Source organism: Pedobacter sp. R20-19 (assembly GCF_000708265.2).
Classification (GTDB): domain Bacteria; phylum Bacteroidota; class Bacteroidia; order Sphingobacteriales; family Sphingobacteriaceae; genus Pedobacter.
In genome coordinates this window covers 408,813-431,630 of sequence record NZ_JCKI01000005.1, presented here as the reverse complement: position 1 = coordinate 431,630, position 22,818 = coordinate 408,813, and the positions used below count along the sequence as shown (strand labels likewise).

At 37.6% G+C, this 22,818-nt stretch carries 12 protein-coding genes; 3 read left to right on the top strand and 9 right to left on the bottom strand.

What is annotated here, in order from left to right:
• The first annotated feature begins 173 nt into the window (after positions 1-173).
• From AN34_RS13700 to AN34_RS13690, 3 genes are all read left to right on the top strand, one after another.
• Positions 174-3,197, top strand: coding sequence for a DUF2723 domain-containing protein (locus AN34_RS13700; protein WP_029286369.1), 3,024 nt, complete (start codon positions 174-176; stop codon positions 3,195-3,197).
• 200 nt (positions 3,198-3,397) lie between these two features.
• A complete protein-coding gene (locus tag AN34_RS13695) occupies positions 3,398-6,445 on the top strand; it encodes a DUF2723 domain-containing protein (RefSeq protein ID WP_029286367.1) in 3,048 nt (1,015 codons plus the stop codon).
• 479 nt (positions 6,446-6,924) lie between these two features.
• Positions 6,925-7,479, top strand: coding sequence for a transposase (locus tag AN34_RS13690; RefSeq protein WP_029286365.1), 555 nt, complete (start codon positions 6,925-6,927; stop codon positions 7,477-7,479).
• A 733-nt stretch (positions 7,480-8,212) separates the two neighbouring features.
• Here AN34_RS13690 and AN34_RS13685 read toward each other — a convergent pair.
• The 9 genes from AN34_RS13685 to AN34_RS13645 all read right to left on the bottom strand — a co-directional run bounded on the left by AN34_RS13685 (position 8,213) and on the right by AN34_RS13645 (position 22,818).
• Complete coding sequence (locus tag AN34_RS13685) at positions 8,213-9,175, bottom strand: acetyl-CoA carboxylase carboxyltransferase subunit alpha (protein ID WP_082468405.1); 963 nt, start codon at positions 9,173-9,175, stop codon at positions 8,213-8,215.
• 83 nt (positions 9,176-9,258) lie between these two features.
• The gene (locus AN34_RS13680) at positions 9,259-10,818 is read right to left on the bottom strand and encodes a S10 family peptidase (protein ID WP_029286361.1); all 1,560 of its coding nucleotides are present in this window, start codon (positions 10,816-10,818) and stop codon (positions 9,259-9,261) included.
• Between the two features lie 401 nt (positions 10,819-11,219).
• Positions 11,220-12,587: an MFS transporter gene (locus AN34_RS13675; protein ID WP_029286359.1), complete on the bottom strand. Its 1,368-nt coding sequence runs from the start codon at positions 12,585-12,587 to the stop codon at positions 11,220-11,222.
• A gap of 194 nt (positions 12,588-12,781) precedes the next feature.
• The gene (locus AN34_RS13670; RefSeq protein WP_231625554.1) at positions 12,782-14,461 is read right to left on the bottom strand and encodes an alpha-amylase family protein; all 1,680 of its coding nucleotides are present in this window, start codon (positions 14,459-14,461) and stop codon (positions 12,782-12,784) included.
• Positions 14,462-14,619: 158 nt separating this feature from the next.
• Positions 14,620-16,938, bottom strand: a complete 2,319-nt coding sequence (locus tag AN34_RS13665) for a glycoside hydrolase family 65 protein (protein ID WP_029286356.1) — start codon at positions 16,936-16,938, stop codon at positions 14,620-14,622.
• A gap of 157 nt (positions 16,939-17,095) precedes the next feature.
• Positions 17,096-17,782, bottom strand: a complete 687-nt coding sequence (gene pgmB / locus AN34_RS13660; RefSeq protein ID WP_051666556.1) for a beta-phosphoglucomutase — start codon at positions 17,780-17,782, stop codon at positions 17,096-17,098.
• A 437-nt stretch (positions 17,783-18,219) separates the two neighbouring features.
• The gene (locus tag AN34_RS13655; protein ID WP_082468404.1) at positions 18,220-20,130 is read right to left on the bottom strand and encodes a glycoside hydrolase family 13 protein; all 1,911 of its coding nucleotides are present in this window, start codon (positions 20,128-20,130) and stop codon (positions 18,220-18,222) included.
• Between the two features lie 62 nt (positions 20,131-20,192).
• Entirely contained in the window at positions 20,193-21,206 is a 1,014-nt protein-coding gene (locus tag AN34_RS13650) for a SusE domain-containing protein (RefSeq protein ID WP_029286351.1), read from the bottom strand.
• Positions 21,207-21,225: 19 nt separating this feature from the next.
• Complete coding sequence (locus tag AN34_RS13645) at positions 21,226-22,818, bottom strand: RagB/SusD family nutrient uptake outer membrane protein (protein ID WP_029286349.1); 1,593 nt, start codon at positions 22,816-22,818, stop codon at positions 21,226-21,228.

Here is a 22,818-nt window from a genome sequence, read left to right as displayed (position 1 = left end):
TTGAAATATGCAAGAGTCATTTTAAAATATTTTTTTAATTTTTTCTCTCTCTTCCTTTTTGCATTGCAAAGATAAAAAAATCATCATATGCTGTGCAACATTTTATTTTTTTCTACGACATTTTTAATCAAGAACCACATAAATCATTTATTATCAAAGACTAAATTTTCACTATGAATTACTCAAAGATCAATACTATTGGCGGTTGGCTATGCTTTATCATTGCCGCAACCACTTATATCCTCACTTTAGATCAATCTGTTAGTTTCTGGGATTGCGGTGAATTTATCGCATCAGCATATAGAATGGAGGTTGTTCACCAGCCTGGTGCACCAATGGTATCCATGATTCAAAAGTTATTTTCTACACTAGCCCTTGGTGATAAAACCAAAGTGGCTTATTTTATTAATATCTCATCAGCATTAGCAAGTGCAGGCACTATTATGTTCTTATTCTGGACCATTACCGCTTTAGCAAAAAAGACAATTGTTAAAAAAGATGAAATCCTTACGAATCAGAACATCATTAGTATCATTGGCGCCGGCATTGTTGGTGCACTGGCCTATGCCTTTTCTGATAGTTTTTGGTTTTCTGCTGTGGAGGCAGAGGTTTATGCCCTGTCATCGCTTTGCACCGCTGTAGTATTTTGGGGGATTTTGAAATGGGAAGCGCTGGCTGATGAACCAAAAGCAGATCGGTGGCTCCTTTTTGTAGCTTACTTGATGGGCATTTCCATTGGCATACATATTCTTAACTTGTTAACCATCCCCGCTTTAATCTTTGTTTACTATTTTAAAAAAACACCTACACCAAGCTGGAAAGGTATTTTTAAGACTTTTATAATCTCGATTCTTTCACTTGCTATCGTTCAGTTTGGTATTATTCAATACTTGATTTCTATTGCAGCAGGTTTTGATTATTTCTTTGTTAACACTATAGGATTCAGTTTTGGAACAGGGATATGGTGCTTTGCAATAATTTTGATAACCAGTTTAGTATTCGGTATCAGGTATTCTATTCTTAAAAAGAAAAGGATATTAAACCTGATTATGCTGTTTACCGTGTTGCTTATTTTTGGATATAGTTCATTTGCCTTACTTATGATCAGGGCATATGCAAAACCAAATCTTAATAATTACAATGTAAATAATGTGTTTTCTTTCTCCAGATATGTGGGCAGGGATCAATATGGCGATCGGCCATTGCTGTATGGCGAGAATTATAATTCGCAGAAGGTTGACATCAAAGAAACCGGAGAAATTTTTCGTAAGGGCAACAAGCGGTACGAATCGGCTGGAAAAAAATCAGCTTATGTGTATACCGATAAAACCCTTTTGCCACGCATGTATAGCGATAAACCAGAACATGTGCGTTTCTACAAACATTTTATGGGCTTTGATGATGCACACAAACCATCTCTTGCAGATAACTTAAGATATATGTTTTCTTTTCAGGCAGGGCAAATGTACCTGCGCTATTTCATGTGGAATTTTGTGGGCAGACAGGATAATGAAGATGGGCAATTGGGTGGAAAGGATGGTGCATGGCTAAGCGGAATAAAACCGATAGATGCGATACGTTTAGGCGATCAAAAAAATCTTCCTCCATCTACCCTGGAAAATAAAGCTTACAACCGTTTCTTCTTTTTGCCATTTCTTATTGGATTAATTGGCGTTGTTTGGCACTTTAAAAGAAACCAGAAAGATGCTAGTGTAGTTGGATTACTATTTGTCTTTACTGGTGTGGCCATTGTAATTTACCTCAACTCTGTGCCGATAGAGCCACGTGAAAGGGATTATGCCTATGTAGGTTCTTTTTATGCTTTTGCCATTTGGATTGGCTTAGGTGTTTTCGGATTAAAGGAATGGATATTTAAAAAAGTTACGCCAGCAAAGGCAGGTATTTTTGCTTCAGTTTTAGCCCTGTTTGCTGTACCAATTTTAATGGCGAGCCAAGGCTGGGACGACCATGACCGTTCTCAAAGCCATGTAGCCAGAGACATGTCTATAAACTACCTCAAGGCTTGTGCGCCAAATGCTATCATTTTTACTTATGGAGACAATGATACCTATCCGGTTTGGTATGCCCAGGAGGTAGAAAATATCCGTCCTGATGTAAGGGTGGTTAACCTGAGTTTATTTACTGCTGACTGGTACATTGACGGAATGCGCAGAAAACAAAATCAATCTGCACCGCTACCCATCACTTTAAAACCTGAGCAATATGTAGAAGGTACGAGAGACATCATGTACTTTCAGGATTATAAAGTGGCACAGCATGTTGAACTTCAACAGATTTTAGACATCCTTCTATCTGATAACGATGCAGATAAAGTAACCATGAGCGACGGTTCTAAATACAATATCTTACCTACAAAAAACCTTAAACTGACTGTAAATCCTCAACAAGTACTGGATACAGGAACTGTACCTAAAGAGGATGCCGGTAAAATTGCAGACAGTATTAAATGGACATTTAACCAGGAATATGTGACCAAAGGTACGCTGGCTTTATTTGATATTCTTGTACATAACCACTGGAAACGCCCTATTTACTTTACCGGGGCCATGCCTACTGAGCAATATCTTGGGTTAGATCAATACTTATATACGGAAGGCCTCAACAGAAGATTACTTCCACTTAAGCCTAATCAAATTTCTGAAGATTCAGATCCCATTAACCTAAAGCCTCTATATGAAAACCTGATGAATACTTATAGTTATGGCAATATCAAAAATGCCAATCATTTAAATCGGCAATCAGCTGACGACGTAACGATGCTATCCAATATGTTTGTCAGCTTGCTCAATGGCTTAATTATAGAAGGTAATATGACAAAAGGCAAAAAAGTGGCAACTAAATATTTCGAAGTAATTCCTGATCAACTTTATACCTACAGACAGGCAATAAGTACAGTTTACCTTACTGAAAACCTCTATCAGATTAATGAGTTAAATCAGGCTAATACCTTACTTAAGAAATCTGCCGATTACTTCGATAAAGAGCTTATTCATTTGGCTGATGTATCAGAAAGTCAGGGCCATCTGGCATCGGAGCAAAAAGTTAGAATATACATGAGCATGATGAATGAGATAATCAAATTGACAGAAAGGTTTAAACAGCCAGATCTGAGCAAAAAGATTGAAGGCAGATATAACATCCTTTTAAATCGCTTTACACCATTTGTGAGTGGTTAAGCAGAAATTATTGAGCCTCATGCTGTACGCACATATTATGATTTACAACTGATTTAAAAAAATGAATGCCTTTTAAAATGGGTTAATCACGTTAAAAATTGTTAAATCAATCTTAAAATTTACCAGTTTTATCGACTAGAATAGTTAATTTCGGCAGCATTTTTATGTGAAAACCATTTTTTAATATCATTAAACAACCAATGAATTATTCTAAAGTCAATAATATAGTAGGCTGGATCTGCTTTCTAATTGCTACCATAACTTATGTTTTAACCCTGGAGCCCTCTGCAAGCTTTTGGGACTGTGGAGAATTTATAGCATCAGCTTACAGAATGCAGGTAGTACACCAACCAGGTGCACCACTATTCTTAATGATCCAACGCTTTTTCTCTATTTTTGCTTTTGGTGATGTTACTAAAATTGCCTACTGGATGAATATTGGTTCTGCAGTTTCAAGCGGCGCAACCATCATGTTTTTATTCTGGACGATTACGGCATTGGCTAAGAAAACACTGGTTAAACCTGGTGAAGTGCTATCAAAAAGCACTTTGATTAGCATTATGGGTGCAGGAGCAGTTGGTGCATTGGCCTATACTTTTTCTGATAGTTTTTGGTTTTCTGCAGTAGAATCAGAAGTTTATGCCCAATCATCTTTATTCACTGCCATCGTATTTTGGGCGATATTAAAATGGGAATCTCATGCTGATGAGCCGAGGGCTGACAGATGGCTGTTATTTATTGCCTATATCATGGGTTTATCCATTGGTATTCACTTATTAAACTTATTAACCATTCCGGCAATTGCTTTTGTTTATTACTTCAGAAGAACAGGCAAAGCCACTACTGCAGGCATTTTTAAAACCCTTATTGTTGGAATCTTAATTTTAGCTGTTATTCAATATGGCATTATTCAATACTTAGTTTCCTTTGGTGCTTATTTCGATTTGTTCTTCGTTAATACTTTAGGTCTAGGCTTTGGAACCGGTGTTCTCTTTTTTGCGATCGTATTAATTGGTTTATTGGTTTGGGGAATCAGATACTCCATTAAACACCAAAAGAAATTATTAAACCTGGGCTTAATTTCTACGGTATTAATCATTTTTGGATATGCTTCATTCTCCATGATCATTATCAGGGCAAAAGCTGATCCTAATTTAAATAACAGTGCGCCTAAAGATGCTTTCTCCTTTTTAAGCTACCTTAACCGTGAACAGTATGGCGATAGACCGTTAGGCTACGGACCAAACTATAATTCGGAGCGGACAGGCATTAAAGAGGGTGGAAAAACCATCTGGAGAAAGGGAAATGATAAGTACGAAAAAGCGGGTACAAAAACAGAATATGAATACAACAATAATACGCTGCTACCGCGTATGTATAGTGATGATGCTCCTCATGCTGCATTCTACAAAGAATGGATGCACCTTGATGACGCTAAAAAACCAAATCTGGTAGATAACGTAGGTTTCTTATTCAGCTATCAGATTGGCTATATGTATATGCGTTATTTTGGCTGGAACTTTATTGGCCGCCAGAATGATGAACAAGGTCAGGGAAGTGGTTACGAGGGAGAATGGTTAAGTGGAATTAAGGCTTTCGATTCATGGAAAATTGGCGATCAAAGCCATTTGCCACCATCAACTGTTGATAATAAAGCTTACAACCGCTTTTTCTTCCTACCGTTAATTATTGGTTTGTTGGGTGCCATCTGGCATTTCCAACGCAATCAAAAAGATGCAGGTGTGGTGGCCTTATTATTTTTCTTTACTGGTATCGCAATCGTATTATATTTAAATCAAAAGCCATTAGAACCACGTGAACGAGATTATGCCTATGTAGGATCGTTTTATGCTTTTGCCATTTGGATTGGGCTCGGCGTGCTGGCCATTCGAGAGTGGGTACTTAAAAAGCTAACTCCAACTGCTGGTGCTATTGGCGCTACCGTGATTGGATTACTGGTTGCACCTGTAATTATGGCTGAACAAGGCTGGGATGATCACGACCGCTCAACAAAAATGGTGGCACATGATATTGCATTGGATTATTTACAATCCTGCGCACCAAATGCCATTTTATTTACTTACGGCGATAATGATACTTATCCGCTTTGGTATATTCAGGAGGTTGAAAATGTTCGTCCGGATGTTCGGATCGTGAATTTAAGTTTATTCGATACGGATTGGTATATCAATGGTTTAAGACAGAAACAAAATCAATCTGATCCATTACCAATTAGCATGAAACCGGAGCAATATGTTCAGGGTGAAAGAGATGTAATGCCTTTTGATGATTACAAAATCGCTGGTAATGTTGAACTTAAAAACATTGTAGATTTACTTTTATCAAATGATGATAACGATAAAGTAGCTATGCAGGATGGTACAAAATCTAACTTCCTGCCTACTAAAAATTTCAAAATCACCATTGATCCGCAACAGGTAATCAGTACAGGTACAGTTTCTGCTGCTGATGTTGCAAAAATTACTCCTGAAATGGACTGGACTTTTAATAAAGGTTATGTTACAAAGGGTACATTAGCCATGTTAGATATCCTTGCTCATAATAATTGGAAACGACCTATTTATTTTGCATCTACTGTACCTTCTGAACAATACAATGGTTTAGATAAATATTTATACAGCGAGGGTTTAGCTTTACACTTAATGCCGTTAAAACCTGATACAACAACTAATCAGGAGCGGGCAGAACAATTGAATACACCTGTATTGTATAAAAATGTGATGACTAAATTTAAATGGGGCAATATGAAAACTGCTACTTACTTAGATCCACAATCATCGGATGATACTTTTATTTTCACTAATATCTTCAGCAATTTAACCGGAAGTTTAATTAAAGACGGCAAAAATACCGAAGCTAAAAAAGTAGTGGATAAATATTATGAGGTAATGCCTCAAAAGTTCTTTGGTTTACGTACGGTAGTTGTAAAATACTACATGGCAGAAAATCTATATAAACTGGGTGAAACGGCAAGGGCTAATGAGATTTTAACCCAATCTGGTGATTATATTAATAAAGAACTTATTTTCTTAAGTGATATTTCAAAATCTAAAGGATCGTTAACCGGATCTCAAAATATTCAGACTGGCCTATATTATTTGGACAGAATGATTAAGACCAGTAAAGCTGCAGGGCAAGAAAAGGTAAGTACCCAACTGGAAAAAATATTCTCTGGTTTAGAAGCTAAGTTTTCTGGCTATTACGCACAACAAAGCCCTAACGAATAGTAATTAGAATTTTAAAGAATATTAAGCAGCTACCAAAAAAGTAGCTGCTTTTTTTTTGGTTTAACTTACGAAGTCTTAAAGGGTTTGCGGGCTGAAGAACTTTATCAATTTTAGTGCCTGCGCTCGTTTCTAACGAGTGCATAATCGCTTTACGATTATATCGTATAAATTAATTCACCATAAAATACGGTTTCCTATATACATACTAGTTATAAAGGAGCATGAGCACAAGCGCCGTTTGATATTTAGACTGACGAAGTTCCCCATTTCACATGGCCGACAAAACTTTGTAAGTCATGAAGTAAACTTACGAAGTCTCAAATGGTTGTGGCTGGAAGGACTTAATACCCGCGCCCGTTTTTAATAATCATGAGCACCCTGACTAAGAAATTTCATAAACAAAAGTAGCGCCTGCGCTCGTTTCAAACGAGCGCACAATAGTTTTACGATTATATCGTAAAAATAATTAGATTTAAGTTATGTCTGATCAATATACAGCAAGAGATCCTGATGGAATCTACTTTTTAACCTTTACAATAGTAGATTGGGTTGATATTTTTACTCGTCAATCTTATAAAGGGATTATTATTGACTCATTAAAATATTGTCAAACAACTAAAGGTTTAAAATTATTTGCCTTCTGCTTAATGACTAATCACATCCACTTGATTGCATCATCATCTGGCAACTACCAGTTATTTGAAATTATTAGGGATTTTAAGAAATACACTAATCGAGCTATTATAAAGGAAATTGAGTATGGAAATGAAAGTCGTAAAAAGTGGCTTTTAAACAAATTTGAGTTTGCAGGCAGGTATTTAAAAAGGATTGAAAACTATAAAGTTTGGCAGGATGGTTATCATGCAGTTGAATTAGAATCTATTCATTTTACTTATCAAAAACTCAATTACATTCATCAAAATCCGGTTAGAGCTGGGATAGTTTCAGAACCAGAACACTACATTTATAGCTCAGCTTCAAATTACACCAATATGGGTGGAATTTTAGATGTGGAATTATTAGATATTTACTAAACTAAATTCATTTAATTTTATTGATATTCTCATTATTAGTAGCTATTTGAATGATATCGTAAAATACGACTTTCTATTTTCACGCTCGTTAGAAACGAGCGTGGGCATTTATACGAAGTCTCAAAGGGTTTGCGGGCTGAAGGACTTTGTCAATTTCTAAGATAAATTTTATCCTCTGCTCTCGTTAAAAACGAGTGCATAATATCTTTAAGATCGTAAAATACGGCTTCCTAATTTCGCGCTCGTTAGAAACGAGCGTGGGCATTTATTTAATTTACGAAGTCTCAAAGGGTTTGCGGACTGAAGGACTTCGTCAATTTCTAAGATAAATTTTATCTTATGCTCTCGTTAAAAACGAGTGCATAAGATCTTTAAGATCGTAAAATACGGCTTCCTATTTTCACGCTCGTTAGAAACGAGCGTGGGCACACTGACTAAGAACTAAGAAATTTCATAAATAAAAGTAGCACTTGAGCTGGTTCTAACGAGCATATGATAGCTTTACTATTGTATCGTATAAATACCAGATTGAGCATTAAATGATAATTACCGTAAATTACGTTTCCCTATATAAATACTCATTATAAAGGAGCATGGGCACAAGCGCCGTTTGATATTTAGACTGACGAAGTTCCCCATTTCACATGGCCGACAAAACTTCGTAAGTCTGGAGTAAACAAAAAATCCCGTTTAGCGAGGCTAAACGGGACCAAAAAATATAGTTAGTTAATGATTATTCGTTTACAACACCCATTGCACAGAATTTATTAATTCTGTGCTCGATGAGTTTATCTGTTTTTAGCTTTCCTAAAGAGGCTAAATCTTTTATGATATAATCTTTTAAAGTATTACCCATTAATTCAGGATCCTGATGTGCACCTCCTAATGGTTCCGGAATAATTCCATCGATCAGCTTGTTTCCAAACATATCATCAGATGTTAATTTTAGGCACTCTGCAGCTTTTTCTTTGAAATCCCAGCTTCTCCATAAAATAGAAGAACAAGATTCTGGCGAAATTACAGAATACCAGGTATGTTCTAACATATAAACCTTATCACCAATACCAATGCCTAAAGCACCACCTGATGCACCCTCTCCTACTACAATACAGATAATGGGTACGCGAAGAATAGACATTTCAAGCAGGTTTCTGGCAATTGCCTCACCTTGTCCGCGCTCTTCTGCTTCCAAGCCTGGGTAAGCACCCATCGTATCAATAAACGAAATTACTGGTTTATTAAATTTTTCTGCTAAACGCATTAAACGTAAGGCTTTACGATAGCCCTCAGGATTGGCCATACCAAAATTACGAAACTGACGCTCTTTGGTATTTTTACCTTTCTGGTGACCAATTACCATTACGGTTTGACCGTTTATTGAAGCAAAACCACCAATGATAGCTTTGTCATCTTTAACTGTTCTATCGCCATGTAACTCAATAAAATCATCACAAATCATGCTGATGTAATCAAGTGTTTGCGGACGATCTGGATGACGGCTCATCTGAACCTTATTCCAGCCAGTTAAATTTTTATATAAATTATTGGTAGTTTCATTTAATTTACCATCAAGCTCGTCTAAAGTGGCAGACATATCTACCTTAGTTTTATCGGCAACTTGTTTAACCTTTTCTATTTGCTGAACCAGATCGGCAATAGGTTTTTCAAAATCGAATGATGTTTTTATTTGTTGCATAATTGAACCACAAAAATAAGTAATTATTTTTAGTTTGCAGCCAACAGTTTTTTTCAATCTTTTTTAAGGAATCAATAATGCTGTTAAAACTTAGCTGCCTCTCCCACTTTTGGTAAAGCATTCTGAATAAACTGCCGAATGTGGTTATTTGCAGTTTTGAGATCATCTTTACGCAAATACATCATGTGCCCGCTACGGTATCCTTCCCAAAATATTCTATCTTTTAATTTCCCGGCAGCATCTAATTGCCACATACTATATTTTGCATTGAAATAATCACAGGCACCATCATAATAGCCAGACTGAACTAATAAGTGAAGAAACGGATTTTGTGCCATGGCCTGGCGGAGATTGTCTCCTGTTTGATCACCAGTTTTATCCCAAGGGTAAACAGAACCGAACATATTATACTTTAAGTCGGTTTTATAATTGAGTTCATTGCGGATATACATATTAATAGCTGGTGTAAATGAATGTAACCAGGAAGTAAGCTCAGCATTGTAGTCAGGCCCTTCACCTGCACTCATTTTATCGATACCCCTGTAGCGAGAATCTAACCTACCTACCGTAAAACCTTTATCCCGCATTAATTCTTTCCAGAAGAAATCAGTAGGAACATTAAGGTTATAATCCATAATTACCTTTTCTGACAGGCCCGAATATCGAGCCATTTTATTGGCTATTGCTTTTCTTTTATCTGGATCTAGCATTCCACCCTGTGCAATTGCCGGAATGAGTTCGTTAATGGTAAACATTTCCACTTCTGGCAACATTGCTGTTAAATCCTTCGACTGTAAATCTGTAGGTAATACTTTATGGTACCAGGCTGTGGCCGCAAAATAAGGCAAACGTAATGCTGCATCAACGGGTCCACCTCTTTCAATTCCCAGTTCAGTTGGAGAAACCAAAACCACTCCATTCAAATACATCCATTGATTATTTTGAAGCTCTAACGCCAGGCCCGAAACACGTGTTGTACCATAGCTTTCGCCAATTAAAAACTTTGGTGATGCCCAGCGGTTGTTTCTGGTTACGAAAGTATTAATCCACTCAGCCAGATATTTAATATCTGCCCGAACACCAAAAAACTTCTCTTTAGGGATATCCTTGCTTATTGAACGTGAATAACCAGTATTTACAGGATCGACATAAACAATATCAGCTACATCCAGAATAGAATATGGATTTTCTTTATAACCATAAGGTTGTACGGGATAGCCTTCATCATCAATATTTAAAACTACTGGACCAGTATAGGCAATGTGCATCCAAACTGATGCCGAACCTGGTCCTCCGTTAAAGGAAATTACCAATGGTCTTTTATCTCGATTGGAAACATCACTTCGCTCATAATAAGTGTAAAACAAGCCAGCAATTGGTTTTCCATCATCATCCCAAACGGGTAAAGTACCTGTTGTAGCTTTATAAGGAACGGATTTACCCGCAATATTAACCGTATGATTAGTTACAACGGCACTCTCTACCTTGATGGTTCGTTCATTTGCTGCAGTTTTGGGCTCATCTTTAACGATTACTTGTGTAGTGGTTGTTGTTTCTTTTGCAGCTGTTTTCTTTTGTGGCTGTTGCGCAAAAACAACCATTCCGGTAAGCAAAAAAGTGGTGAGTAAAAGTTTAAATTTCATGTAGTTTAGTTTGGATTATAAATATCAAACTAAAGCTTTATTATTCAAAAATCACAGTAGAAATGTTACTGAAAAACGGGACTTTAAAAAAGTTTGCATCTTTGGTTGCTCAAAGGAAGAGAGAATGTCTAGTCAAAATAAATGCTTTATGATGGGGGTGTAACATATAAATGAGATTGCTTCGTCAGCTGAAAAAGCCTCCGCGCAAGGACGGAAACAACGTAGCGGGTTCAAAAAAAAATGGGTCAAGCCTGTCCGGCCAGGACAAGATAAAATTAAAATTGTAGCAACCTGGGATGTAATGTCATTCGACAATTAATAGTTCAATATTTCATAGCTTGCAGATGCTTCGTACCTCGGCATGACAGGGAAAGGTTATAGCGATCGCAGTAAAATAATCTCTAAACAGACCTATTTTCTTCAACACCTAACTTCGCAGTTAGAACTTCATTAGTTTTCTTAGGTTCTCTGATAAAAACATAACAAATTACTGCAGCTAAAATCATTAATCCACCTCCCAATTGAACTGCCAAAAGCCTGTCGTTATTCAATACATTTCTCATCAACCAACCAAAGCCTAGTGAAGCTATAATTTCTGGCAGCACAATAAAGAAGTTGAAAATGCCCATATAAATACCTATTTTATCTTTAGGTAGTGAACCACTTAACATGGCGTATGGCATGGAAAGAATACTGGCCCAGGCAACACCAACACCCGTCATGCAGAGGTACAACATATTTTTATCATGTACCCAGGCTACACTAATTAATCCAATGGCTCCGCAGATTAGGCATATGGCATGCGTAGTTTTCCTTCCTAAAGCATCGGCAATTTTAGGCAACACTAAAGCAAAAAGAAAGGTGATTACGCTATAATAGGCTAAAGTTAAACTTCCAAAATCAGCGCCTTGAGCATAAATGGGATCTGCAGCATCTTTACCACCAAAAACATTTACAGCAACGGCGGTGGTATAATAAAACCACATCAAAAATAACCCCGGCCAGGTAAAAAACTGAACCAGGGATACGATCTGCATACGTTTAGGCATATTTCTTAACGCACTAAAAATTTCATTTACACCATCAAGAAATCCGTTCTTACTTTTTTGATGAAGATCTTCTTCCCGAGGCGGATATTCTTTTGTGGTGAAAACCGTCCACAACACGGCCGCAAAAAAGAAAAAAGCACCGATATAAAAGGAAAACTTTACATTTTCAGGAATACTACCCTTAGCTGCAGTATTTTGTAAATGAAACACATTGTTCATTAACCATGGCAAAGCCGAAGCTACACTTCCACCTAAACCAATCATCATACTTTGCATAATGAAACCGCGATTTACCTGACTATCTGGCAATTTATCTGTAACAAAAGCACGAAAAGGCTCCATGGCAATATTGCCAAAAACATCTAAAACCCACAGCAGTCCTGCCGCCATCCAAAGCACACTGCTATGGGGCATAAAAATTAGCGCAATGCTACTTACAATGGCACCCACCATAAAATACGGTCTCCTTCTGCCCCATTTCGGATGCCAGGTATGGTCACTTAAATAGCCAATGATGGGTTGTACTAAAAGTCCGGTTAGGGGTGCAGCTAAAAACAATAATGGAACCTGATCAGGATTGGCACCCAGGTTTTCGTAAATACGGCCCATGTTGGCACGCTGTAAATCCCAACCGAATTGGATGCCAAAAAAACCCACACTCATATTGATGATTTGTGCGAGGGTTAATTTGGGGTTCTCGAATATTGTTTTTAAGCTCATAGTATTTTATTCTTTTAACACAGAGTGTCACAAAGAGAACACGAAGTTCCTATTTTCCTGCTGTTTATCTATTTGTATATATTAACTCACCATAAATTTTATGATAGCACGTAACAGATTTTATATAAATCAATCGAAACATCATTCTTTTCCTTACTGCTTCTTGCGTACGCTGTGGTTAATTTATTTCCACTTTAAAATTCTATCACTTGGGCAGACACTGGCCAAAGCTTCACAGGAATGCTGGTTCCGGAGGGAATATTCAATTTTTTATCTGTTAATAATTCTGTAACTGGCACTGAGTTTTTAACTTTCAGAATATGATCAGGGATTTCAATATTGGCTTCCAAAGTTTGTGTTCTGTCGAAATTAGCGACAACCAGCAACCTTTGTTTTCCAGAGTAGCGAATAAAGGCATACATATGGTTATTCATGTTTCCTACTTGGGGAACATCATAAATCTCACCATTTAAAACAGCATCACTAGCTGTTGTTACTTTCAAAAGCTGCTGATAGTAAGCCCTTAATTGCCTTTGACCCTCATCTAATTCTTTGCCATCAAAAGCACCATTATTCATCCATTTCTGATGATTAGGGACACCCCAATAATCAAAAATTGTTGTGCGGTTATCATCGCCTCCATAACCTTCGGCACCTTTTCCAGGCTCCCCTACTTCTTGTCCGAAATAAAGCATTACCGGCCCGGCACCTAAAGTAGCAGAAACCACCATTGCAGGTAAAGCCAGTTCGGCCTTGCCTGCAAATCCTGCAGAAGCGATTCTTTCCTCATCATGGTTTTCTAAAAAGCGCAACATATGTTTGCCAAAACCAGCACTTTCTACCTGCCATACCTGACGGATATCCTTCACATCTGCAGTTGGTTCGTTCTTAATCAATTTTTTTAATCCATCGTACAAACCTACTTTATCGTATAGGTAATCGAATTTACCATCTTCCAGGTATTGCTTGTACACTTGCGGATTATAAGCTTCGCCGAGAAAAATCAAATCCGGATTTACTTTTTTTACCTGAGGGATTACCCAGTTCCAGAAAGCAATGGGCACCATTTCTGCCATATCGCACCGAAAACCATCCACACCTTTATTAGTCCAGAAGATCAGGATATCCCGCATTTTTGTCCAAACCGGAGGAATTGGATCAAAATATTGTTTTTCGCCATTTTGATAATCTATGCCATAATTTAGCTTGATGGTTTCGTACCAGTCATCATATTTTGGAGAAGCAGAAAAAACATTATTTCCCGTTGCTTTTGCCGGGTCTTCATTAAACTTTCCATCCTGCAAAGCAGAAAGCGGTGTTTTTATTCCGTTGGTTGGCACCACAAAAGGCTGACCAGGGATATAATAAAAATCATTTTTTGGGCTAAAGCTTTTGGTCACATCATCTTGCGTTCCAAAATCAATTATATTTTTTGGCTTGGCATACGAATGATAACTTCTTGCAACATGATTGGGAACAAAATCAATGATTACTTTCAGGTTTTTAGCATGTGTCCGTTTAACCAAAGCTTCAAATTCCTGCATCCGGTTTTTAACGTTTACGGCCAAATCTGGATTTACATCATAATAATCGCGAATGGCATAGGGCGAACCTGCCCGACCCTTTACCACATCTGCATCATCTACCGGAATTCCGTAAGCGGTATAATCTGTTAAACTGGCATGGGCAATGGCACCTGTATACCAAACATAATTCGCATGAAGTTCTTTAATTCCATCCAATGCCTGATCGGTAATATCATTAAACTTACCTGAACCATTTTGCTCAATAGTACCGTAAGGGATATTGGCTGTATTTTTATTTCCAAATAAACGGGGCAATAACTGATAGATAACGATTTGTTTATCGTTCATGCTGAATTGTTTTTGTTGTGCAAAGGATGATGATGAAAGTAATAAAAGGAAAAATGCAAATACAGAAACTTTCGAAGTGAGATTACTTCGTCGTTCCTTCTCACAATGACGAAGCATTGAAAGGTTGCGATTTTCCTTCTCACATTTTACCTCTACAATCATACCAACTCCGTGTTATTTACCACTATTTCAGTGTTACCTGCCAGTTTATGATATTGACTTTTGATTCCGATTTCTAAATCAACAGCATTGTTGTTTTTGATATTGATTCCGTTTTCAGTGATGTTGATTTTTAAAGTAGCGCCTCTGAAACCGATGGTGAAAGAGAATGCTTTCCATTGCGTTGGCAAAAACGGGCTGAAATGCAATTTACCTTCACGAACCCGCATTCCGGCAAAACCTTCAACCACACTCATCCAGGTTCCAGCCATTGAAGTAATGTGCAAACCATCCTCGGTATCGTTATTGTAATCATCTAAATCTAACCTTGCTGTACGTAAATAAAACTCATATGCACGGGCTTCATCATTTAATTTTGCAGCCAAAATGCTGTGTACGCAGGGCGATAAAGAACTTTCATGAACGGTGCGTGGCTCATAAAAATCGAAGTTTCTTCTGATCGTTTCCAGATCATAATTTTCTTCAAAGAAATATAATCCCTGCAAAACATCAGCTTGTTTGATAAAAGGCGAACGTAAAATTCTATCCCAGCTCCATTTCTGGTTAATGGGTCTTTCACTTGCCGGAAGGTCTTTAACTAAAATTTGTTCCTTATCTAAATAACCATCCTGTTGTAGAAAAATTCCTTTTTCCTGATCTTCCGGATAGTACATTTTTTCAATGATATCTGCCCAATCTGTAAATTCCTGATCATTAAAATTTAAGGTTTCGAGCAGGCTTTTATATTTTTCTGGTTGTTGTGTTTTCACCAGCTCCGCAGCTTCGGTGGCATATTTCATACACCATGTAGCCAGTAGATTAGTATACCAGTTGTTGTTTACATTGTTTTCGTATTCATTCGGACCAGTAACACCAAGCATTACATATTGCTGTTTATCACCGCTCCAGTTTACACGTTGTTTCCAGAATCGGGCAATGCCGATGAGTACTTCCAAACCGAAATCAGCTAAATAACTTTCGTCTCCCGTGTAACGGATGTAGTTGTAAATTGCAAAAGCAATGGCACCGTTCCTGTGGATTTCTTCAAAGGTAATTTCCCATTCATTATGACATTCTTCGCCATTCATTGTTACCATAGGATAAAGGGCTGCACCATCCTTAAAACCTAATTTTGCTGCATTTTCTATTGCTTTACCCAATTGCTTATGGCGATAAACCAACAAATTTTTACTTACTTCCTGTGGTGCGGTTGCCAGATAAAATGGCACACAATAGGCTTCGGTATCCCAATAAGTAGAACCCCCATATTTTTCGCCGGTAAAACCTTTCGGACCAATATTTAACCTGTCGTCTTTACCAGTATAGGTTTGAAACAATTGAAAAATATTGAAACGGATAGCTTGCTGTGCTGAAACATCACCTTCAATAATGATGTCACTTTCTTCCCATTTGGTTGCCCAGGCTTCAGTTTGTTCTTTAAGTAAAGTATCAAAACCCTTTGAAGTTGCTTTTGCAATTACTGCTTTAGCTTCTTTTAAAAGAGATTCTTTAGCATAGTTTTCTGAAGATAGATTCGCCGCAATTTTAATCAAAGTGATTTCTTCGTTTGCCTTAATATCTACTAATAAGGTTTGTCCGACGAATTTTTCTTTGCGAACAGCTTCTGGATTTATCGTTATCTGTTCTCCGTTTTTATACAATTGAATATTACTTCCAGTGCAAACTTCAAATGCTGTTTTTTTCGTTTTCAGTTTGATGTAAGCTTCTGTCCCGGTAATTTCATCAGCAACCAGTTCCCAGAATTTTTCATCATAGTTACTGTCTTGATTTTTAACATCGCCATCAATGAAAGGCATTAACGTCAGTTTTCCATCAAAATCTACTGATGTAATACTGTAACGGATAGCACCAACTTCATCATCAGCGATGCTGCAAAAACGGGTTGCTTTTACCTTTACTGTTTTGCCACTTTTTAATTTTGCAGTGAAACTGCGTTCTAAAACACCTGCATGCATATTCAACACACGTTTAAAATCGCTTACTTCAGCAGTTGCCAAATCTAAAACTTCGTCACCTAGCTTTACTTCTATCCCTATCCAGTTGGCAGCATTCAACACTTTAGCAAAATATTCAGGATAGCCATTTTTCCACCAACCTACTCTGGTTTTATCCGGATAATAAACACCAGCCACATAATTACCCAGTAAAGTTTCGCCAGAATACGTTTCTTCAAAATTGGCTCGCTGCCCCATACGGCCGTTACCCAAGCTGAAAATACTTTCTGAAATTTTATTTAAATGTGGATCAAATCCTTCTTCGATAATGTTCCACTCATGTGCTTTAATGTAATTTTTCATAATCTAGTATGGAGTAGTTAGTATCAGGTATCAAGACTTAATCAAAACCTTATTCTATAATCTTATTAAGTCTCAATTGTAGTAGCGAGGAGCAAGACTGGGTGTTAATTTGAATTAACCTTAACTTGATACTTGCTACTTAATACCTGATACTTTTTTATAATTCTTCTAAATCTTTAACTGTTAATTTGTCTAATCCGCTTACCACCACATCAGCTTTGGTAAGCACACTTTTTTCGCCAATCCCGATGGCTTTCATTCCACCACGTTTTGCAGCTTCTACACCAGCTACTGCATCTTCAAAAACCACACATTCTTCTGGTTTAAAGCCTAACAGTTCTGCACCTTTAAGAAAAACTTCTGGATCTGGTTTAGATTTAGTAACCATATTTCCATCTACAATTTCGTCAAAGAAATGAGCCAGGTGGGTGCGTTCTAAAATAATTCCTGAATTTTTACTGGCTGAACCGAGCGCCAGTTTATAACCTGCCTGATGAATTTCGGTTAAAAAATCAACCGTTCCAGGAAGCACTTCTGCAGGTGTCATTTTAGTGATCATCTCTACATACCAGCTATTTTTTAATGTAGCCAGTTCTTCCTTTTCTGCTTCAGTTTTTTCTACACCACCCCAGGCTAAAATTTTATTTAAGCTTTCTACTCTGCTTACGCCTTTTAATTGCTCATTTTGTTCTTCCGTAAAATCAAAACCCATTGTATTGGCTAAACGTTTCCAGGCTTGATAGTGGTAAACGGCTGTATCAACCAGTACACCATCAAGATCAAAAAGACATGCTTTAATTCGAGTTTGAGGGCTGGCGTTTGGAGTTTGGAGTTCTTTTTGCATTGTAATTAGTATCGAGTAGTTAGTATCAAGTATCAAGACAGGATGCTTACCTGGCTTTCACTTTAGTCTTTTAGCTTTATAGTTAGTATCAAGACAGGATGCTTACCTGGCTTTTCACTTTAGTCTTTTAGCTTTTTAGTTAGTATCAAGATAAGGCGCATATCTGGCTTTTCGCTTTAGTCTTTCAGCTTTTTAGTTAGTATCAAGATAAGGCGCATATCTGGCTTTTCACTTTAGTCTTTTAGCTTTTTAGTTAGTATCAAGATAGGGCGCATATCTGGCTTTCACTTTAGTCTTTTAGCTTTTTAGTAAGTATCAAAATAGGGCGCCTATCTGGCTTTTCACTTTAGTCTTTTAGCTTTTTAGTTAGTATCAAGACAGGATGCTTACCTGGCTTTTCACTTTAGTCTTTCAGCTTTTCGCTTTAAGCTTCAATCTTAATTCAATTCTAAAACCAACGTTGTCTTTGCTGGCACTTTAATTTCTTTAATGGATTGACTTTCACCCAAAATCACATTTTTCGCAATCGTTATCCCATTTATTCTTTCTGCAAAGCGATCAGTGTTTAATGTCTTTGCTTTCTCCGTGTTATTCACCACCACCATAACGGTTCCTTTTGCATTTTCATTGTAACGAAAATAAACATAAACATCATCTTCTGGTACAAATTGCATTAATTTTCCTGTTTGTAAAGCAACACTGTTTTTGCGATAATTGGCTAAAGTTTTTACAAAATTAAATGCCTCATTTTCTTTGTTTGTTCGGCCGTTTGCCAGGAACTTATCCTTTTTATCGCCAGGCCATCCGCCAGGAAAATCTGAACGAACCAATCCATCAGGATTAGAGAAATTTTTCATCAGAATTTCGGTACCATAATACATTTGAGGAATGCCACGCGTGGTAAGCAACATGGCCATGCCCATTTTATATTTATCGAAATCTTCATTTACCAGCGAATAAAAACGGCTCATATCATGGTTATCCAAAGCAATGCAATTTTTTGTGGGGTCTTGATATAGAAAATCATGCGCCAAAACATCATATAATCGGTTCACACCATCAGTCCAGCCGTTTTTGCCATTTAGAACTTCATAAATCCCATCTTTCACCGCCATATCGGTAATGCCTGGTAAATGGGTGTTGAAACCCCGGTTTACTGTATTTCCTTCTGTAAAGTAAGCCTGGTTGGCTACGCCATTTACAAAGGTCTCGCCAAAGATAGACAGGTTAGGAAATTCGGCTTTTAACTTTAAAGCCCAATCGGCCATATATGCCGGATCGTTATATGGATAAGTATCTAAACGTAATCCATCAATACCTGCATACTCAATCCACCAGATGTGATTTTGAGTGAGGTAATTTTGCACGAAAGGGTTTTGCTCATCCAAATCGGGCATAGAAGGCACAAACCAGCCATCGAGCATTTTTTTTCGATCTGCCTGTGAAGCATGTGTATCCATTACCGCCTGATCGCGATAGCTTGTTTGTGTATATTTTGGCCATTGGTGCACCCAGCTTTTCATCGGTAAATCTTTATAAAACCAATGTCCGGTTCCAATATGGTTGTGTACAATATCTTTAATCACCTTCATGCCTTTAGCATGAGCAGTTTCTATATATTTTTTAAATAGTTCATTCGTTCCGTAGCGGGGATCAATTTTATAATGATCGGTTACGGCATAACCATGATAAGAAGCTTTGGACATGTCATTTTCAATTTCAGGAGTCATCCAAACGGTGGTAATGCCTAAATCTTTCAGGTAATCCAGGTGATTGATCACGCCCTGAAGATCGCCACCGTGACGGTAATACATGCTATCCCGGTTGAGTGTGGTTTCGGCTAATCCTTTTACCACATCATTACTTTTATCGCCATTCGAGAAACGATCTGGCATTAATAAGTAAATAAAATCTTTTTGTGTTACGCCCTGAATTCTTTCTTCGCTTTTATCGCGATTTTTCAATACATAGATGTAGTTTAATATTTTTTTTCCGTTAACGGTAAAGTTAATTGGAAATTTTCCAGCCTTAGCCGTTGAGGCAATGGTTAAATCCAAAAAAAGGTAATTGGGATTCTCGACTTTATTAACCTTCACCAGCTTTACACCCGGGTAAGTTAACGATACGGTACTTGCTGCAATGTTTTCACCATGTATAAGGAGTTGCAATGCCGGATTGTGCATACCTGTAAACCAAAACATGGGTTCTACACGTTCCAGTTTTTGCGCAGATAAATTAATGCCGGAAAAAAGGATGAGCAGGGTGATCAATATTTTTTTTATTCCAGCAAAATTTGATGAATGAGAAAGAGCTATAAAAAAAGATGATGAAGTTTCGAATTTGATCATGCTGAAAAATATAAGGATAAAAATCCCAGAAGAACATTGTTCTTCCGGGTATATGGTTATGATTAGTTTTTAATTAATGTTGCTTTTTTAGCAGCAACGTCTAATGTAATGGTATAAGTGCCAGCGGCAGTAATTGCAATATTATCACCACCAGTGGTTAAGCTTGCCAGTGCACCACCTAAATTAACTGCCCAATCATGCTGGAATCTGAATTTTAATGCACCTACTGTTAAGTTGGTTTTAATGGTATAAAAGTTGGCTTTGCCATCATTGGTTACTTTCATATCTGTGTCTGTTGTCCAACCACCTGGTGTAGCATCACCAATAATCGACCATTCATTTGGTGTACCAAAGGCAATAGTATTTTTATTTAAATCTACTGTTACCTGTTTTACTCCAGCTTCAGCAGCTTTCAGGTCGCCACCTGTAGTACTGATATTTCCTGATCCTGCATCACCAAAAGCACCATCCCATTTCTTACCCGGCGTAATTTTGAAAGCGAGGTTGCCTGTTGTAAAGGCAATCATTCCGGTATAGATTCCATTGCTGGATAAAGAGACTAAACTATCGGCAGTAGTTGGTTCCCAACCTTGATAAGCACCAGGTAAATAAATCCATGCTGAAGCTAAATATGGTGTTGCACTTAAAGTAACCACATTAGAATACGTTAAATCATTTACGGCTGCGCCAGATTTTAACCTCACCTCTACTTGTGCAGGTTTACCTACTGTACCACCTAAAGCCAAAATCATGTTATTAAACTGTGAAATGGTTGGTGCGTAAGAACCTTTGGTTAATACAATCTCTGTAGGTGCACTAAAGTTTTTCCCTTTTAAATCAAACTGTAAGGTTGAAGTTACCGGAATCACGTAACCTGTAACGGTTGAGAGCGGAAAGCTTAAGGTTACCGCAGCTTGCGTACCATTTGATTGCACCAAATTTAGGTTAGTTGACGAAGCCGTTAAAGTACCTGCAGGCGCAACATTGGAAACAGTTTGTGTTTCGTCCTTTTTGCAAGACCATAGCGATAAGGCCATTAAACCTAAAGCCAGGGATTTGAATAATTTTGATTTCATATCTTATTGAAGATTAAGATTAATAACCTGTGTTTTGAACCAGATTTGGATTGGCAATTAAATCTGCTGTTGGAAGGGCGAAAATATTGCGGTATGTTGGAATAGACGCACCAGCTTTTACACCACCTTTATATGGCCACAAATAGGTAGAGCCTGCATATTTTCCAAAGCGCACTAAATCTGTACGGCGATGTCCTTCCCAGTATAACTCACGTCCACGTTCATCCAGGTAAAAATCAGTTGTCAATGCCGCAGCACTCACATTACCTGATGTATTTCCATAAGCCCTGAAACGTAATGCATTTACGTAGGTTAAAGCCTGCGCTGCGCTACCGCCTGAACCACCACGCGCAACAGCTTCACCATAAATTAAATATTGCTCTGCTAAACGGAATAAAGCAAAATCCATAGCACTGAATACGCCATTTAAAGATGCAGGGGTTGTCCCCGTTCCTGAAGTAATGTTTTTGAACTTCGTTACACGTAAGCCATCGGTAAAGGTACCTACATCATCTATCGTATTTTTTGTACCAAAGAAAACACCTCGTTTATCGGCTGTTCCATTGGCATCAGGAAATAATGCTGGTAAATTCTGACGGGTTCTGTTACCGCCCCATCCGCCGTTTGGAACGCCATAAGTAGCAGGTAGCATATCTGCATTAATGGCCGCATTAATTAAGAAAGTAGTTCCTCCATAATTTGTTCCGTTAACGCCATCGTAATTAATGGTTAAGATATTCTCTGTATTGTTTTTATCATTATCCGCTTTAAATAAATCCATGTAATTAGATTTCAAAGTATAGCTTGATGCAATAACTTTACTTGAATAGGTAATGGCTTCAGTATATTTTGCTGTGCCCGTATAAACCTGTGCATTTAAATACAATCTTGCCAATAAAGCCCAATCTGCACCTTTATCTGCACGGCCGTAATCATTTGTACGTGCATCTGCTAAATCGCCTTCTATGGCTTTCAACTCAGATTCAACATAGCTGAATAAGGCTGCCCTCTGAATTTGTTTAGGCGCTATTTTACCAATGTTATCATCTTCGGTTACGAAAGGTGGATTACCAAAGGCATCCAACAATACCCAATATTGAAAAGCTCGTAGAAAACGTGCTTCAGCACGATACCTGGTAATTGCAGTAGCATCTGCACCTGTAATGTTGCGACTAGCCAGTTTTTCGGGAGTACTCTCTCTTAAAAATTCGTTACAGAAAGTAATCTGTAATAAACTTCTGGAATATAAACCTCTTAAAAACTGATTGTCATTACTTGGTATGCTGTAATTTAATTCGGGAATCCCTACATCACCCCAAGCGCAAATGGCCTCATCAGTGGTCAGTTCCTGTGATGTCCAGAATAACCGAAAAAAATCGGAAAAACCTGCATTTAATCCACCAACATCGCTATTATCAGAACCCGAAGGACTGGTTAAGGCATAGGTTGCATACAATTTAACCAAACTATTTTTATATCCTGCCGGAGTGGCGTACACATCATCGGCGGTAACATCATTGGTTGGCTTTAAATTTAAATCCTCTTTTTTGCATGAATTTAAAGATAAAAGCAGAAATCCTGATGCTAATATAATTTTAAATGAATTTTTCAT

Excerpts from the sequence above, each read along its gene's own strand:
- pgmB (WP_051666556.1), bottom strand. The coding sequence starts at position 17,782 with ATGCAAAAAGAACTCCAAACTCCAAACGCCAGCCCTCAAACTCGAATT.
- AN34_RS13700 (WP_029286369.1), top strand. The coding sequence starts at position 174 with ATGAATTACTCAAAGATCAATACTATTGGCGGTTGGCTATGCTTTATC.
- AN34_RS13645 (WP_029286349.1), bottom strand. The coding sequence starts at position 22,818 with ATGAAAAATTCATTTAAAATTATATTAGCATCAGGATTTCTGCTTTTA.
- AN34_RS13650 (WP_029286351.1), bottom strand. The coding sequence starts at position 21,206 with ATGAAATCAAAATTATTCAAATCCCTGGCTTTAGGTTTAATGGCCTTA.
- AN34_RS13680 (WP_029286361.1), bottom strand. The coding sequence starts at position 10,818 with ATGAAATTTAAACTTTTACTCACCACTTTTTTGCTTACCGGAATGGTT.
- AN34_RS13675 (WP_029286359.1), bottom strand. The coding sequence starts at position 12,587 with ATGAGCTTAAAAACAATATTCGAGAACCCCAAATTAACCCTCGCACAA.
- AN34_RS13685 (WP_082468405.1), bottom strand. The coding sequence starts at position 9,175 with ATGCAACAAATAAAAACATCATTCGATTTTGAAAAACCTATTGCCGAT.
- AN34_RS13655 (WP_082468404.1), bottom strand. The coding sequence starts at position 20,130 with ATGATCAAATTCGAAACTTCATCATCTTTTTTTATAGCTCTTTCTCAT.
- AN34_RS13690 (WP_029286365.1), top strand. The coding sequence starts at position 6,925 with ATGTCTGATCAATATACAGCAAGAGATCCTGATGGAATCTACTTTTTA.
- AN34_RS13695 (WP_029286367.1), top strand. The coding sequence starts at position 3,398 with ATGAATTATTCTAAAGTCAATAATATAGTAGGCTGGATCTGCTTTCTA.
- AN34_RS13665 (WP_029286356.1), bottom strand. The coding sequence starts at position 16,938 with ATGAAAAATTACATTAAAGCACATGAGTGGAACATTATCGAAGAAGGA.
- AN34_RS13670 (WP_231625554.1), bottom strand. The coding sequence starts at position 14,461 with ATGAACGATAAACAAATCGTTATCTATCAGTTATTGCCCCGTTTATTT.